Origin of the sequence: Opacimonas viscosa (assembly GCF_024199005.1) — a bacterium.
In the GTDB taxonomy this organism is placed as follows: Bacteria; Pseudomonadota; Gammaproteobacteria; order Enterobacterales; family Alteromonadaceae; genus Opacimonas; species Opacimonas viscosa.
Map to the genome: position 1 here is coordinate 48180 of NZ_JANATA010000001.1, position 15033 is coordinate 63212.

At 40.1% G+C, this 15033-nt stretch carries 16 protein-coding genes; 9 read left to right on the forward strand and 7 right to left on the reverse strand.

From position 1 onward, the window contains the following. Positions 1-106 precede the first annotated feature (106 nt). Both NLF92_RS00215 and NLF92_RS00220 read left to right on the forward strand, forming a co-directional pair. A complete protein-coding gene (locus tag NLF92_RS00215) occupies positions 107-1063 on the forward strand; it encodes a putative RNA methyltransferase (RefSeq protein WP_254097654.1) in 957 nt (318 codons plus the stop codon). A 13-nt stretch (positions 1064-1076) separates the two neighbouring features. After that, positions 1077-1661, forward strand: a complete 585-nt coding sequence (locus tag NLF92_RS00220) for a D-glycero-alpha-D-manno-heptose-1,7-bisphosphate 7-phosphatase (protein WP_254097656.1) — start codon at positions 1077-1079, stop codon at positions 1659-1661. A 53-nt stretch (positions 1662-1714) separates the two neighbouring features. On the opposite strand, the gene NLF92_RS00225 is transcribed toward NLF92_RS00220, so the two are convergent. Next, positions 1715-3241, reverse strand: coding sequence for a DUF3413 domain-containing protein (locus tag NLF92_RS00225; protein ID WP_254097658.1), 1527 nt, complete (start codon positions 3239-3241; stop codon positions 1715-1717). 3 nt (positions 3242-3244) lie between these two features. Next, a complete protein-coding gene (locus tag NLF92_RS00230; protein WP_254097660.1) occupies positions 3245-3460 on the reverse strand; it encodes a YejL family protein in 216 nt (71 codons plus the stop codon). 108 nt (positions 3461-3568) lie between these two features. Here NLF92_RS00230 and yejK point away from each other — a divergent pair, with 108 nt between their 5' ends. From yejK to NLF92_RS00255, 5 genes are all read left to right on the forward strand, one after another. After that, positions 3569-4645, forward strand: coding sequence for a nucleoid-associated protein YejK (gene yejK, locus NLF92_RS00235; protein ID WP_254097662.1), 1077 nt, complete (start codon positions 3569-3571; stop codon positions 4643-4645). A gap of 14 nt (positions 4646-4659) precedes the next feature. Beyond that, entirely contained in the window at positions 4660-5541 is an 882-nt protein-coding gene (locus tag NLF92_RS00240; RefSeq protein WP_254097664.1) for a 6-carboxytetrahydropterin synthase, read from the forward strand. A gap of 70 nt (positions 5542-5611) precedes the next feature. Then, positions 5612-6109: a hypothetical protein gene (locus NLF92_RS00245; RefSeq protein WP_254097666.1), complete on the forward strand. Its 498-nt coding sequence runs from the start codon at positions 5612-5614 to the stop codon at positions 6107-6109. Positions 6110-6267: 158 nt separating this feature from the next. After that, complete coding sequence (gene trhO, locus NLF92_RS00250) at positions 6268-7263, forward strand: oxygen-dependent tRNA uridine(34) hydroxylase TrhO (RefSeq protein WP_254097668.1); 996 nt, start codon at positions 6268-6270, stop codon at positions 7261-7263. A 125-nt stretch (positions 7264-7388) separates the two neighbouring features. After that, positions 7389-7634: an EF-hand domain-containing protein gene (locus NLF92_RS00255; RefSeq protein ID WP_254097669.1), complete on the forward strand. Its 246-nt coding sequence runs from the start codon at positions 7389-7391 to the stop codon at positions 7632-7634. A 58-nt stretch (positions 7635-7692) separates the two neighbouring features. Here NLF92_RS00255 and NLF92_RS00260 read toward each other — a convergent pair whose 3' ends face one another. From NLF92_RS00260 to NLF92_RS00270, 3 genes are all read right to left on the reverse strand, one after another. Beyond that, on the reverse strand, positions 7693-8997 hold the full coding sequence (locus NLF92_RS00260) for a DEAD/DEAH box helicase (protein WP_254097671.1): 1305 nt from the start codon (positions 8995-8997) through the stop codon (positions 7693-7695). Between the two features lie 218 nt (positions 8998-9215). Further along, the gene (locus NLF92_RS00265; protein WP_254097673.1) at positions 9216-9875 is read right to left on the reverse strand and encodes a CoA transferase subunit B; all 660 of its coding nucleotides are present in this window, start codon (positions 9873-9875) and stop codon (positions 9216-9218) included. 10 nt (positions 9876-9885) lie between these two features. Beyond that, positions 9886-10584, reverse strand: a complete 699-nt coding sequence (locus NLF92_RS00270; protein WP_254097675.1) for a CoA transferase subunit A — start codon at positions 10582-10584, stop codon at positions 9886-9888. 113 nt (positions 10585-10697) lie between these two features. On the opposite strand from NLF92_RS00270, the gene NLF92_RS00275 reads away from it, so the two are divergent. Continuing rightward, on the forward strand, positions 10698-11585 hold the full coding sequence (locus NLF92_RS00275; RefSeq protein WP_254097677.1) for a LysR family transcriptional regulator: 888 nt from the start codon (positions 10698-10700) through the stop codon (positions 11583-11585). 9 nt (positions 11586-11594) lie between these two features. Here NLF92_RS00275 and NLF92_RS00280 read toward each other — a convergent pair whose 3' ends face one another. Next, positions 11595-12347, reverse strand: coding sequence for a hypothetical protein (locus tag NLF92_RS00280; RefSeq protein ID WP_254097679.1), 753 nt, complete (start codon positions 12345-12347; stop codon positions 11595-11597). 186 nt (positions 12348-12533) lie between these two features. Here NLF92_RS00280 and cysB point away from each other — a divergent pair, with 186 nt between their 5' ends. Further along, entirely contained in the window at positions 12534-13508 is a 975-nt protein-coding gene (gene cysB / locus NLF92_RS00285; RefSeq protein WP_254097686.1) for an HTH-type transcriptional regulator CysB, read from the forward strand. 81 nt (positions 13509-13589) lie between these two features. Here the strand turns inward: cysB and NLF92_RS00290 are convergent, their stop codons facing one another. Further along, positions 13590-14963 (reverse strand): L-serine ammonia-lyase, encoded by a 1374-nt coding sequence (locus tag NLF92_RS00290; protein ID WP_254097688.1) that lies wholly within the window; start codon positions 14961-14963, stop codon positions 13590-13592. Positions 14964-15033 lie beyond the last annotated feature (70 nt).

Below are 15033 nucleotides of genomic sequence, written 5' to 3' on the forward strand. Positions count from 1 at the left end.
GGAGATGATTACTCTATCCTTTTATCATAAATAGCCTTCCTGTATTATATTTATCGTCATGTATACTCAGCATCTTTAATTTTACCTCAACCAAGTGGAAACCTATATGTGGTTATGTCCTATATGTCGCTCCCCCTTATCCAGTCGACAGCGCACTTGGGTGTGCGATAAACAACATACGTTTGATATGGCAAAACAAGGTTATGTGAACTTATTACCAGTACAGCTCAAAAAATCCAAAGCCCCAGGTGACAGTAAAATGATGCTACAGGCGCGACAACGTTTTTTGGCAAGCGGTGCCTATGAACCTTTAGTAAATGCTATAGCTATTGCTCTGCAGAATACACCAGAAATAGCAGCGCTCAATCCACAAAGTGCGGAAAATATAGTAGAGCCAACACAACAATTCGATGATGCCTGTGCTACCGAGTCAAAGCCTCAGGGGATTTCATTATTTGAGGCCGGTTGTGGCGAGGGGTATTACACGCGAGAATTAGCGAAAAGATTACCTGCGTGTGACATGATTACCGGTAACGATATCAGTAAAGACGCGGTATTGTTAGCCGCCAAACAAGGTCGCCAATTGATAACAGACAGCACAATACTAAAGAGTCAATTTGTTGTGGGTAATTCCTTTGCTTTACCTGTTGCTGATAACTCAGTTGATATTGTTTTGCAGATATTCGCTCCAGCTGCGGATGAGGAACTATTCAGAATTTTAGCACCTCAAGGAGTCCTCATTGAAGTGCAGCCAAATACCCAACACCTGCAAGAACTAAAAGCTAAACTTTTTGCTCATGCTGAACCCCATCTGCCCAAGATGAAATCTATAGGTAAAACTGTCCACCAGACATTTTGTCAGTACACTTTACCGCTAAGTCCTGAGTTGACCGAGGATCTTATTTTGATGACTCCACTGGCTTTCTCTAGTATTCAGGAGAAAAAATCACAAGCAATAACCACCCTCACCGAGGTGACGGTCGATTTCTGTATTACTTTGTATCAAATGACTCATCAGGAAGCGACGGCTTCGCCTGTAGCCACGTTACAAGATGATAACTAAGGAATAGACAGGTATGCATAAAGCACTTTTTTTAGACCGTGACGGTGTTATCAATGAAGACTTTGGTTATGTATTTGAACCTGCGCAGTTTGTCTTTAAAGCGGAAATATTCCCTTTAATCAAAAAGTTTCGTCAAGCAGGATACAAAGTTTTTGTCGTTACTAATCAGTCTGGTATTGCTAGAGAGTATTATAGTGTCGAAGCATTTTTGGCGCTTACTCAATGGATGTTAACACAGTTAAATGACATGGGAGCCAATGTGGATGACGTCTATTATTGTCCGCATCATCCTATTGCTGGAAAAACAGCACTTACGATGACTTGTCGTTGTAGAAAACCGCAACCTGGTATGTTCCTCAATGCTGCTTTAGAGCATCAAATCAACCTGCATGAATCCATTATGATTGGAGATAAGCAAGGTGACATGGAAGCGGCTATTACAGCCAATTTAGCCCAAGCGTATTGGTTAACAGAGCACTCTGATACAGAAGGATTGAACGAGTTAGCCGAACTCTGTGTAGCAAACAATGTGACCACAAAAGTGACCCAAGTCGCTTACCTAAACGAGATTAATCCGCCAGATATAGTTCTATCTTGAAGGGAATCCACTTTACATCTCAACTGAATCCCCAAAAAAAAAATAAAACGCGATTATTTCACGGTAGAAAATTGATTTAAGTGTTTCATTGCTCTTTTGAACAGGACATTGTCCAGAGGTTCATTCAATTGTTTAGTACTTTGTCTATCTGTTATCTCAACTATGCCATTACTAAGCACCTGGGTCACCGTGCGCTCAGTGACAAGTACAACTGCGTCATTTTGTGTCGTGACATGCCATTTGCGGGTAGGGTTAATTAAACTCTGACCGTTACTATATATAGCTGGAGTGACTGCACATCCCATAGCGTCTAAAACAGTTGGTATAACATCTTCATTTAAAGCAATGGAGGAGGGTGCTAAGGGTAGGTTTGAATGAATTGAACCAATGTTTTTATCATCGTGATTAATGATGACCCATGCGTAATTATTGAGATCTATCGAAGTCACAATGTTCTTGAAATAGTCAGCGTCGGCAACCGTAAAGAAAAAGCCCTGAGGTGAGTCCTGCATAGAACTCAGTAGTGTACTTTGTGAAACAACATCGATATTTTCAGGAATAGCAATGACGTTAGACGGTAGCACCATTGTAGTTGGAATGGCGAAGCCTTTAAACAATTCGAGCACTATGGGATCAGTATTTTTTAAGTATTGATGATACAGGCTCGGTAGTCCGTATAATAGAGTCGTCAACTGTTGGTCAAGCGATTCTGCGGTGCGATAATGAGGAACCTGTGAATGCTGCGGTAAAAAATCAGTATTTAATGCTTCAGTCCCGTATATCACTAACCAGGGTTTAGTATTGGTCAAAGGGCAGTAAACGGGTTCTTTGGGATAGTTAAGCTGATTTATTTCATATGAAAACTGCACCGTTTTTTTGGTTTCATAGCTATTTATGTCTAATAAACCATAGCGTGACAAGGTGGTTTTAGCCGTCGCTGGGTAGGACAAAGGAAACATATCATCTTGTTTTATAATAGGCTGATAAAGTTCAGCGTCGGCCCAGACATGCATAGCATGAGAACCAATAAAACATGCCAAAAATAAACCAATAACCGATTGGCCGATACGCTTTCTGGAAAATTTTTCAATCCGTTGCCACAAAGCATTCGCCATTAATAGCTGGAAGCTCAACCAGATGATAAACAGAACACTAAAAAATATACCTTCTTGCCATGTAAATTGACTGGTTTGTTGGACCGCCTCATCGACAATAATATCTCGAGCGGTAAAGCTGACATGGACACCAGTACGGGTGTAGATCAGCGCATCGAAGGCTAAGAACGCCAGACCAAGAGCGGCTAAAACAGAGCTGATGCCTTTGACAACCTTGATGTTTGAGAAGTTATAGCACAGAGGGATGATAAATAAGATGAAAGCCAAAAAAGTAATAAAGCTGATATGACCTAACCAGTTTAACCCCAAATAAAGTTTCCCTAAAATAGACTCAGGTAATGGTGTAGCGAATACGTATATCGAACTGATCAACAGCGCTATAATAATATTGAAAAAAGCGAACCAATGGCCCCAGCTGACCAGTTTCGAAACAGTTTGACGACGAGGTGATTCGCTTAATAGCATTATTTATCCTTGAGTTGTTTTCTTAAGAACCGCACAAAACTGTTCCGTCATTTTTTGTCGGACATTGACATCAGCTTGTTGATTTAGGATATGAGTTAAACTATTACCTAGTACCATCAGAGCAAGATCTGCATTGACTTGATGTTTTTCTAAACAAAGTAATACATCCTGGAGGATTTCGTTGAATTTTTCATCATCATATTTTGACTGGATCGGCATATAGGTCTCGTTTTACAGTTAGGTATACAGAATAATATAAATTTATCCTTATTATAAGGATTTTTAGATTATAATGCCCACATAGTTTGTTCGAATAGAAGATTTTACATGAGCGCGATTATCCATCATTTTGTGATGCACCAATTACATATTAATGCGGAACAACGGTTAGCGATAAAACCACGTGCAACGTGTTTTTCAGTTTCACCAGCCATTGAAGCCTTGGCTAACGAAATTAATCAAGTGTTTAATCAAAAACCATCCAAAGGTGTCGGTGGTTTCACTACTAAATCTGCTGCAGAAATTGCCGCAAATCACACCTCGGACAACGATGCTGCTCCCGCTGTAGACGTCGCTGAAAGTGCACCGACTTTTGCCGATTTGCTTAACGCGGGGATATCTGATGACAGCGCGTTTTTGTCATTTAGCACCGCTGCTAGTCAGTTATTAATTAAAACATTGGTAGAAGATGGTGCCGTAGAGACAGGCTTTGTCGTATTTAGCCATTATGAATATCTAGCGACTGATTATTTGTTTATAGGTGTCATCAACACTAAGCAACACGTAGAAGTGAATCAAGAACTAGAGTTGTCCTATTCAGATCATCTTGATGTGAGTAAAATGCGCTTGGCTGTGCGTATCGATTTGACACAATTAGCCACCCAAGCCGAACAATTCCGCTATATTAGTTTTATAAAAGGTATGATGGGGCGCAAAGTTTCTGATTTCTTTATGCGCTTTGTTGGTTGTGAAGAACAAGTCGATACGAAGCAACAAAATAAACAATTATTACAGTATGTAGATGATTATTTAGCAACGGAACAGTTAGATATTTCCGAAAAACAATCATCTCGTTCTGTAGTGGGTGAGTATTATAAGGAAAAAATTGCGGCTGGAGATGATATTGATATTTCAGAGCTAGCTGGCAAACTTCCCAAAAATGAAGACGCTCAAATTGATTTTATGGCTTTCAACCAGGCCGCAGAGAAACCTCTAGAACCAACTTTTCAACCAGATAAAGCCGCTGTTCGTACATTGGCAAAATTTTCAGGTGCCGGTGGTGGAGTGACTTTATCATTTGATCGTAACTTGCTAGGTGACAAAGTACATTATGATCCTATTACAGATACCTTAGTGATAAAGGGTGTACCGCCCAACCTCAAAGACCAGCTTAATAAAGCATAAGGACACAGAAGAATATGCAGTTGTTTGTAAATGACCTGACCGTTATGGATTTTTCTTACTTGTGCCCTGACCGAGGAATGGTCGGTGAAAGTTGGATCGTGGATGTCGCCTTGAATGGTGAACTCAACGAAGAAAGCATGATTTTGGATTTTGGCAAAGTCAAAAAACAGCTTAAAAGCTTGATTGACGAATATGTTGACCACAAGCTTTTAGTGCCGGTAGACCATACATACAGCAAAGTTGTCCATGATGAAGCTAGTGATGTTGTTAAAGTGTCTTTTTTACGTCCTTCTGGACAAAGTATCCATCTACTATGTCCTGCTGAAGCTTATGCGTTTATCTATAGCGATCAAATTGATATGGCATCGGTTGGCAAATATTTGCAACAAGTCATTGCGATACATTTACCTGATAACGTCGCAGATATTGAATTATTCCTACGTGCCGAAGTTATCGATACTCCGTTTTACCACTATACGCACGGACTTAAAAAACATGATGGTAATTGTCAACGTATAGCACATGGCCATCGTTCCAAAATCTTAATCGAAAAAAACGGTGACTTATCACTTGAGGCAATGCAGTACTGGGCGAAACGTTGGGCTGACATTTACGTTGCTACTGCGGAAGATCAAATACAAATTAACGAGTTAAAAACTGATTATCTTGATGTCAATGACACCTCGCATTATGCATTTGCATATGAGTCTTCACAGGGATATTTTGAAATAGTACTACCAAAAAATATTACCGAGATAATCAATACAGATACAACCGTTGAATGTTTGGCACAGTTCTTATTAGAACAATCCGAAGCTGATGCTCCAGATACTGCATTTACCATTCATGCTTATGAAGGGGTCGGCAAAGGAGCACGAATAAAAAGTGTGGGGTAGTTTAATCCCGATATGCCACTCGAAACTAGCATAACATTATAGGAAAATGTCGTTTTGTCGATAAGTGATTATGCACACTCATTCTACTCACTTATCAAAACCTTTAGACATCGATGTGACTAACCCTGTCACCGCTAGTAGTGTGCGTGTTCAACAACTGGCCCATCGGGTTAACAACCTTGCCGATTTTCAGTTTCTTTTAGCTACTGCTGCAGCTCGTTTTCAATTACCTGTCCAAGCAAAAACTAACACAGTGATTGAAGATACTGGAAATACACCCACCGTCGCTCATGATATCCTAAATAATGCTCAAAAAAAACATCCACTTTCCACGCAAGACAGGCACTATCAATACAGTCACTTAAACAGTCAATACATGGCCGGTGGACAATTCGATTCGTTAAAATTACATTTGTTAATGCATCCGGAACCGTTGAGTTTGTACAATAACCCTTACCGTCTAGGTGAAGATATTTTAGCCAATGGCTTCTTTTTAGAACAACACCAAGAAAATAGTGTTAGAGCGACGGATCCTACTGCTCTGCATGACATCTATATAAAACCTTAATTTTTATAAGGTTTTGTGCCAAGGCTTGATGACTGTATTACTTTCTTTAGTGGTATCTCAATTTTTAAAGTGATTTTTTCTCGTGAAGTTTATCCGTATTCGTTATAATTAGTTTGCATTTTGCATTGGTTTTACGTTCCAACTCGCAAGGAAAAATTATGTCCCAATATATCGTTTGTGCGCTATACAAATTCGTCACGCTTGAAAATTATAAAAGCCTGCGTGAACCACTTCACCAAACTATGCTTGATCATCAGATTAAAGGTACTCTCTTACTTGCTGAAGAGGGAATCAACGGTACGATTTCAGGCCCTCGAGAAGGTATTGATGCGTTACTTGCATATCTAAATGCTGATCCTCGTTTAAATCCAGTATCCACCAAAGAATCTCTGCATGAGGAACAACCTTTTTATCGCACTAAGGTCAAATTGAAAAAAGAAATTGTGACATTAGGTGTACCTGGAATTGATCCACTTAAAACAGTCGGGACCTATGTCAAACCCAAAGACTGGAATGCATTAATTAGTGATCCTGAGGTTTTTGTAGTTGATACACGCAACGATTACGAAATTGAAATAGGGACATTTAAACATGCCGTTGATCCTAATACGAAAACATTTCGTGAGTTTCCAGAGTATGTTGCACAGAATATGGATCCCAACAAACATAAAAAAGTTGCTATGTTTTGCACTGGTGGGATCCGCTGTGAAAAATCTACTGCGTTTATGAAAGAACAAGGTTTTGCAGAAGTGTATCATCTAGAAGGTGGTATTTTACAGTACCTAGAAGATGTACCTAAAGAAGAAAGCTTATGGGAAGGTGACTGCTTTGTTTTTGATAATCGGGTTGCTGTTAATCATGATTTAGAAAAAAGTATCTACGACCAATGTTACGCATGTCGTTTACCGATTACTGAAGAAGACAAAGCGTCTGCTGTGTATGAGCCTGGGGTGTCCTGTCCTAAATGTCATGGTACACATACCGATGAACAAATAGCACGCTTTAGAGAACGAGAAAAACAAGTTAATCTCGCTAGAGCTCGTGATGAGGAGCACGTTGGATCTGAAGCGCACCGTGTAACGGTTGAACGTCGGCGAACCAAGGCTGAACAAATGCGTCAACGCAGATTAGCCGCGCAACAACAGCAACAGTAAATCAGGTTCTTCTGTTATTTACGTATTAAAAGCAAGGCCTAAAGTAGGCTAACTATACTTTAGGTCACTTGTGACATTTCTAGAATAAGGTAATATACATTATACTTAAGCAGAAGGACGTAATTATGACTAAAGTAGAAATGAGCGAAAAAGAACTCGCACAGATTAAACAAGAATTTGATTTTTTTGATCGTGATAGTAATGGACAATTATCTTTAACTGAATTTATCGAGTTACTTACCGTACTGAGCCCCAAGACCAAGGTATCCGCAGTGGAGGAAGGTTTTAATCTGATTGATGACAACCACGATGGCTTTATTGATTTTGAAGAGTTTGCCAACTGGTGGAAAGAAGGTTGGTGGGAATACTAGCCACGAAGTATTCCACTTTGTCCTTCTTTGTTATTTGAGTGTATACCAAAAGCCAAGCTTATTCAGAGCTTGGCTTTTTTTTGATGATCGGCATATGGCCCATATCAATGCCAGCACCAGTATCTACTCGCTTGGTGTGCGTTTTTACCGATTTTTTTGTAGGTGAATTCGTTTTTTGCAGGTTTGACTTGCGAGTTTTACCCTTTAGGTCTACGCCTTTAAATTTTGCAGGGTGCTCGGGATGGGCACCAATATCGATGCTTTGTCCTAGGTTTTGTTGAATATGTATAAAACTTTGCCAGTCACGGGGTCCTACTAAAGCTATAGCATTGCCTTTGCTGCCAGCACGGCCTGTTCTTCCGATGCGATGAACGTATTCTTCAGCTTGTTTAGGTAAATCAAAATTAATGACCAAAGATACTTTTTTTAGATCCAAGCCTCGAGAAGCGACATCAGTTGTGACTAATACGTCATGCTGACCAGCAGAAAAAGCTGACATAATATGTGCACGTTGACTTTGCAATAAATCACCACGCAATGCGACGGCATTGACTGCATGCTCAGCAAGCATCGATTTTAACGTTTCAGTGTCTTCTCTAGTCGCACAAAACACAATTGCTTGATTGTATTTTTCACTCGTTAATAGATGTGCCAATAAGGTGTGTTTATGTTCGATGTGGTCCGTGAAGTACCAGCGTTGGGAAATATCAGCATGCACCGAAAAACTGTTATCTAGGATAACTCTTTCTGGAGTTTTTAATAAAGAATCCGTAACAGCGGTTAGAGCAGGGCTATCTAGCGTTGCAGAAAACAACATCGTTTGTCTTTTGCGATGATCCGCTTGGCGGTTAATCGCAAGTAATTCTTCGGCAAAACCTAAATCTAACATACGGTCTGCTTCATCATATACTAACACTTCTAGACCGTTGAGAAATAGGCTGCGGTCACTCAAATGGTCAGCTATACGTCCCGCGGTACCGACAATAATATGGGGATTACGGCGGAGTGCTTTCACTTGGTCGTTATAGTTTTCACCACCTACAATCAACTGAGGTTGTATCGACAGATTTGTACATAGCTTTTTGATTTCAATAAATACTTGTTTTGCCAGTTCACGAGTAGGCGCAAGAATCAATGCACGTGGATCTTTGCGTGATAAGGCTTTGGTTTTTAATAAACGATGTAAAATAGGTAAAACAAACGCAAACGTTTTACCTGACCCAGTTCTGGAGCAAGCTAAAACATCTCTACCTAACAGCGCATAAGGAATCGTTCGTTGTTGGATCAGTGTTGGCTCGGTAAATGACTGAGCATCTAATATTTTTACGATGCGGTGGTCAAGATCTAGATCGGTAAATGACAAGGTGTTTCCTCAAAGCATAAGCATAGAAATTATTTTCTTTGTTATTATAGCAAGTTCAAGTGTTTAGGTAACGCACTTTACATTAGGTAATAAAAAACCTGAGTTTGCACTGATACAAACTCAGGTTGGAATAGACAGCAAATATATAAACAAGATTATTTAATTATCATGTCATACGCTCACAGAGGTGACTTAGATGCTGATTTATCAGATCTAAGCTAAGCAAAACTCATCTCTGGAATTTCTCCTTCGACGACGAGTTCTCCTGCTGTTTTTTCGCGGATCTCTTCGACTGACACGCCTGGAGCACGTTCTTTCAAATAAAATGCTTGGTTCTTTACTTCCAAAACAGCTAAATCAGTAATAATTCGAGTAATACAATTTACCCCAGTTAAAGGTAAAGTACATTTGGGTAATAATTTTGAATTACCTTTCTTGTCCGCGTGGGTCATGGTAACAATGATATTTTTTGCACCAGCGACCAAATCCATTGCGCCACCCATGCCTTTAATTAATTTATTAGGGATCATCCACGATGCAATATTGCCAAATACATCCACCTCGAATGCACCTAAAACGGTAAAATCAACATGTCCACCTCTAATCATGGCAAAACTTTCAGCAGAGTTGAAAATACTTGCGCCGGTGATTGCGGTGACGGTTTCTTTACCTGCATTGATCATATCGGCATCTAATTCATCTTCTGTTGGGTTAGGGCCCATCCCAAGTAAACCATTTTCGGATTGCAGCATGACTTCAATATCAGCCGGTACATAGTTAGCAGCAAGTGTCGGAATACCAATTCCTAGGTTGATATAATCTCCATCTTGAAATTCTTGTGCTACGCGCATTGCAATTTGTTCTCTTGATAACGCCATACAATTCTCCTTATTTTGCTAACACTTTGCGTTCGATACGTTTTTCAAAAGACCCTTGAATAACACGGTCAACATATATGCCTGGGGTATGAATTTGACTCGGATCTAACTCGCCAGGTTCGACAATTTCTTCAACTTCAACAACCGTTATTTTTCCGGCAGTGGCCGCCATCGGGTTAAAGTTTTGTGCGGTATGCCGGTAAATACAATTTCCAAAACGGTCTGCTTTATACGCTTTCACAATCGCAAAATCCCCCATGATAGACTCTTCTAGAATATAAGGGCGACCATTAAATTCTTTGACCTCTTTACCTTCACCGACGGGTGTACCGTAACCTGTTGCAGTATAAAATGCGGGGATCCCAGCACCTGCAGCACGCATTTTTTCGGCTAAAGTGCCTTGTGGAGTTAACTCAACTTCCAATTCACCATTGAGTAACTGTTGTTCAAATAAAGCATTTTCGCCCACATAAGAAGAAACCATTTTTTTTACTTGTTTGTCTTCTAATAAAATACCCAAACCAAAATCATCCACCCCACAATTATTGGATACGATAGTTAAACCTTTGGTTTGCATGTTTTTGATTTGCTTTATCAATCCTTCAGGAATACCACACAGACCAAACCCACCCGCAATTATTGTCATATTATCAGTTAAGCCTGCCATAGCCTCAGCGTAACTCGATACAACTTTATCAAACCCTGCCATACCTACTCCATTTGAACTTTGTATAAAATGTAACCTCAGTATAAAAAACTTTAATAATATGTAAAATTGATTTATCTTAGCTATTAATAAATTTAATTTATATATGTTCTATTATGCTTTCAATTAAACAACTGCAAGCTTTCATTTATGTGGCACAAAGTCAGAATTTTGCTCAGGCTGCCGTGAAAATGCATGTTTCACAACCCGCTTTATCCAGTGCAATAAAAAAATGTGAGGATATTTTGGGGGGAGAATTATTTGCCAGAACGACACGCACAGTGGAGTTGACCAAAGAGGGGCGGTTGTTTTTACCCAAGGCGCTCCGTCTTTATCAGGATTATATCGATCTGATAAATGATACCCAAGCCGTTTTCGATAAACAGCAAGGAACGCTACATATTGCCTGTATACCTTCTTTTGCTGAGGCTGGCCTGATTGATGTTCTGGCACCATTTATTCAGCAATATCCAACCATTAAAATTAAAATTGAAGATGTGGTTGTTGAGAGTGTGGTGGATTCAGTATTACATGAACGAGCTGAAATCGGCATTTTGTTTGCCCCAACCAACAGCGATGAGGTGGATTTTTTACCTTTATTTGACGATGAATTTATGTTGGTTATGGCGCCCCAGCATCCATTAGCGAATGTGCCTTTCACATCGCTTCAGCAATTAAACAATTGTGCATTTGTGACAATGAATCAACATGCAAATTTACGTGTTTTTATTGATGAAATTTTAGCCGATGCAGGTATTTATGTTGATTATGTAGCGGAGGCCTCGCAAATAGCGACCTTGGCGAATTTAGTAAAAGCAAATATGGGATTAGCTATTTTACCAGCTTTATCTAAAACGCATTTATTACAGCAAGGTCTGGTGTGTAAGAGTATTCACTATCCTGGCCTGCAACGCAGTTTAGGTATGATTAGAAAAAAAGAGGCGAATATTTCTGTCACTGCTCAAGCATTTTGGGCAATGGTGAGTGATATGCAACGTGCTTAAAACATTGCACTACCATTTTGTTTTAGTTTCAAACTGCTCATCGATAGCGTCTAATTTAGGCGGTACTACAATATTTTGTTCGGCACTCAGAAGTGCTTGAATTTCTAACAGCTTATCCTTGCAGTTCTGTTGCCGAGTCATTGCGTAGTCATCTTCATTCATCTGGCCTTCGAGAGCTTTTATGGCTTTCTCAAAATACTGTCGAGCTGAGCCTAATGTTTTTGAGGCAATAGCATTACATCCTCGTTTGTAAATCGTTTCAATATTGACTCTCAATTGTAATTTCTCAAAATATTTTTCTAGGCTCGCAAAAATTTGCGGAGGCACTCTACCTTTTGCATGTTCTGAGCGCAGTGTAATGCGGATTTTTTTGATTGCCTGAATATATTGAATAATCATTTTGTCATTATCAGGTAAAGCAAATGAATGGGGGAGTTCGGGCACTTCCGTTTCGGGAATAGTGGCTTTTGACTCTGCATCTTCGATACGTTGTTGGATATCGTAGGATTTAGGGTTGAGCTTTTCTGTTACCTTTAATGCTTGCAAAATACGATTATTTAAAACACCGATCATATGGACTGGCATAGGTAATTGACCAGATGCCGCCAAGATATTTTCAGTTTCATCGATAATAAGTTTAACCTTATTCAGCTCTTTGCGGTGTTGGGCTTCTTGTTCTTCTTTATGCTGCTGGATCGCATTAATGACGATGGCAAGCACAACCAAGCCAATAATCAACACCACAATGATAGTAAAAAGCATACATAAATCTCTTAATTCAATATTTCTTTTTCGGCGAGTGTGGCAAAAAGTTGAGTAAATCTCGACCTGAGTGAACCACAATTATGGTAAGTCTACAGGGATATGCAAAAACGTGATAAAAAAGCTGGTATTTATACGTTTTTCGTTATAAATTTTAATTATATTGTTATGCTTTAATCAAGGCCTATGAAACTCCAACAACTCAAATATATTGTCGAAGTCCAAAATAATAACCTGAATGTTTCTGCCACTGCAGAAAGCTTATTTACTTCCCAGCCAGGTATCAGCAAACAAGTACGAATGTTAGAGGATGAGTTAGGTATCCAAATTTTTGGACGCAGCGGCAAACATCTCACCCATGTTACACATGCTGGACAAGAAGTGATTGATATTTCTAGAGAAATTCTGGCTCAAGTAGAAAGTATCAAAGCCGTTGCACGAGAGCACAATTTGCCAGATCAAGGAAAACTAAACATAGCGACTACCCATACACAATCTCGTTATGCTTTGCCTCCGGTGATCCAAGGTTTTATGCAACGTTACCCAGATGTTTCTTTGCACATGCACCAAGGCACTCCTTCGCAAATCAGTGATTTAGCCGCTAAAGGAGAAGCAGATTTTGCTATTGCAACTGAGTCCTTGCACTTATACAACGATTTGATAATGCTACCGTGTTACCACTGGAATCGCAGTGTTATTGTTAAAAAAGATCACCCTTTAGCTCAGCAAAAACAACTGACGATTGCAGATATTGCAGCATATCCGTTAGTGACGTATGTATTTGGTTTTACCGGACGTTCTGAGCTAGACAAAGCATTCAGTGAGGCTGGGTTAGAGCCAAAAATTGTATTTACCGCAACGGATGCTGACGTGATCAAGACCTATGTTCGCTTAGGAGTAGGCGTCGGCGTCATCGCATCGATGGCAGTGGATGAAGAGTTAGATGATGATTTGGTGAAAATTGATGCTAGCCACTTATTCCAATACTCAACGACGAAGATAGGATTCCGTAAAGGTAATTTTTTGCGCAGTTATATGTATGATTTTATTGAACGTTTTGCACCACATTTAACTAAAGCCGTTGTTGAACAAGCTATGATGCAAAAGTCGAATGAAGATGTAGAGAAAATGTTTAAAGATCTTACATTGCCGGTGAAGTGAGGGACCAGCAAACAGGTGACATCAATGTGTCATCGTGCAATTTCTGGTCCGTAAACCTCTTAGTAGATAAACCTTATCCAACTAACATTCGATAATGTTCACAGCTAAACCGCCCCGGGCGGTTTCTTTGTATTTGCTTCGCATATCCCTGCCAGTATCGCGCATTGTTTTTATTACTTTATCTAAACTGACTTTATGTTGTCCATTCCCTCGCAACGCCAAACGAGAAGCATTTATTGCTTTGACTGCACCCATTGCGTTGCGCTCGATACAAGGGACCTGAACGAGTCCACCAACTGGATCACAAGTTAATCCTAAATTGTGTTCCATACCAATTTCAGCCGCATTTTCAACTGCATTAGGTGAACCTCCAAGTAATTCAGTTAATGCCCCTGCCGCCATAGAGCAAGCCACTCCGACTTCACCTTGGCAACCCACTTCTGCACCAGAGATAGACGCATTTTTCTGATACAAGATCCCAATTGCAGCAGCTGTCAGTAAAAAGCGCGCTGTTGTTTCGGGATTAAGAGGTTGCACAAATTTGTCATAGTAGGAGAGCACCGCAGGAATGATACCCGCGGCACCGTTGGTGGGAGCAGTCACCACTCTTCCTCCAGCAGCGTTCTCTTCATTCACAGCGAGGGCAAACAAGTTGACCCAGTCCATCACGGATAGAGGATCATGGGATTGTTCAACCGCTAACTGCTTGGCAAGTGCAGGCGCTCTGCGTGTGACTTTCAATCCACCAGGTAAGATCCCTTCGCTTTTGATACCTCGCTGTATACAGTTACGCATAACCTCCCATACTTGATAAAGCCCCTGAATTACGACAGATTGCTCACGTAAACTTTGTTCGTTAGCTAACATAATACTGCTGATGGATAAACCGCTATTATGACAATGCTCCAACAACTCAACCGCTGACGAAAAAGGATATTTGGGAAGGATCTTCGGTATTTCTTTGCTGGTTGTAGTGCTGTCAGTATAATCAGCGTCGTTGATAATAAACCCACCCCCCAGCGAATAGTATGTTTGCTCTAAGACCAATTTTGCATTTGCATATGCATAAAAAGTGAGTGCGTTGGAGTGTTTTGGCAATGTCTTGCGACGGTGAAAAATAATAGCGTCTTTACGAGAAAAACTGACTGAATGACTATTAAATGGAGTGATGATTTCGCTATCTTGTACTCGTTGCAGCAGTGGTTCAATACCCTCTATATCGACCGTTTCTGGCGCATAGCCTGAAAGCCCTAGAATAATGGCTTTCCCCGTCCCATGTCCTTTACCGGTTTGGCCTAGTGAGCCAAAGAGTTCAGCTTTGAATTCGTCTACGTTTGCGAGTTGGTCGTTCTCTTGTAAGGTTGTCACGAATTTAAGCGCAGCCTTCATTGGGCCAACAGTATGGGAACTTGATGGGCCTATACCCACACTGAACATATCAAAAACACTGATCATCGTTAATTCCTTTTTTATTTTTATAGTGTAAGGCTTAGGGAAATAGAAACAATTGATAAATGTTAATTAA

Excerpts from the sequence above, each read along its gene's own strand:
- NLF92_RS00215 (WP_254097654.1), top strand. The coding sequence starts at position 107 with ATGTGGTTATGTCCTATATGTCGCTCCCCCTTATCCAGTCGACAGCGC.
- NLF92_RS00220 (WP_254097656.1), top strand. The coding sequence starts at position 1,077 with ATGCATAAAGCACTTTTTTTAGACCGTGACGGTGTTATCAATGAAGAC.
- NLF92_RS00225 (WP_254097658.1), bottom strand. The coding sequence starts at position 3,241 with ATGCTATTAAGCGAATCACCTCGTCGTCAAACTGTTTCGAAACTGGTC.
- NLF92_RS00230 (WP_254097660.1), bottom strand. The coding sequence starts at position 3,460 with ATGCCGATCCAGTCAAAATATGATGATGAAAAATTCAACGAAATCCTC.
- yejK (WP_254097662.1), top strand. The coding sequence starts at position 3,569 with ATGAGCGCGATTATCCATCATTTTGTGATGCACCAATTACATATTAAT.
- NLF92_RS00240 (WP_254097664.1), top strand. The coding sequence starts at position 4,660 with ATGCAGTTGTTTGTAAATGACCTGACCGTTATGGATTTTTCTTACTTG.
- NLF92_RS00245 (WP_254097666.1), top strand. The coding sequence starts at position 5,612 with ATGCACACTCATTCTACTCACTTATCAAAACCTTTAGACATCGATGTG.
- trhO (WP_254097668.1), top strand. The coding sequence starts at position 6,268 with ATGTCCCAATATATCGTTTGTGCGCTATACAAATTCGTCACGCTTGAA.
- NLF92_RS00255 (WP_254097669.1), top strand. The coding sequence starts at position 7,389 with ATGACTAAAGTAGAAATGAGCGAAAAAGAACTCGCACAGATTAAACAA.
- NLF92_RS00265 (WP_254097673.1), bottom strand. The coding sequence starts at position 9,875 with ATGGCGTTATCAAGAGAACAAATTGCAATGCGCGTAGCACAAGAATTT.
- NLF92_RS00270 (WP_254097675.1), bottom strand. The coding sequence starts at position 10,584 with ATGGCAGGGTTTGATAAAGTTGTATCGAGTTACGCTGAGGCTATGGCA.
- NLF92_RS00275 (WP_254097677.1), top strand. The coding sequence starts at position 10,698 with ATGCTTTCAATTAAACAACTGCAAGCTTTCATTTATGTGGCACAAAGT.
- NLF92_RS00280 (WP_254097679.1), bottom strand. The coding sequence starts at position 12,347 with ATGCTTTTTACTATCATTGTGGTGTTGATTATTGGCTTGGTTGTGCTT.
- cysB (WP_254097686.1), top strand. The coding sequence starts at position 12,534 with ATGAAACTCCAACAACTCAAATATATTGTCGAAGTCCAAAATAATAAC.
- NLF92_RS00290 (WP_254097688.1), bottom strand. The coding sequence starts at position 14,963 with ATGATCAGTGTTTTTGATATGTTCAGTGTGGGTATAGGCCCATCAAGT.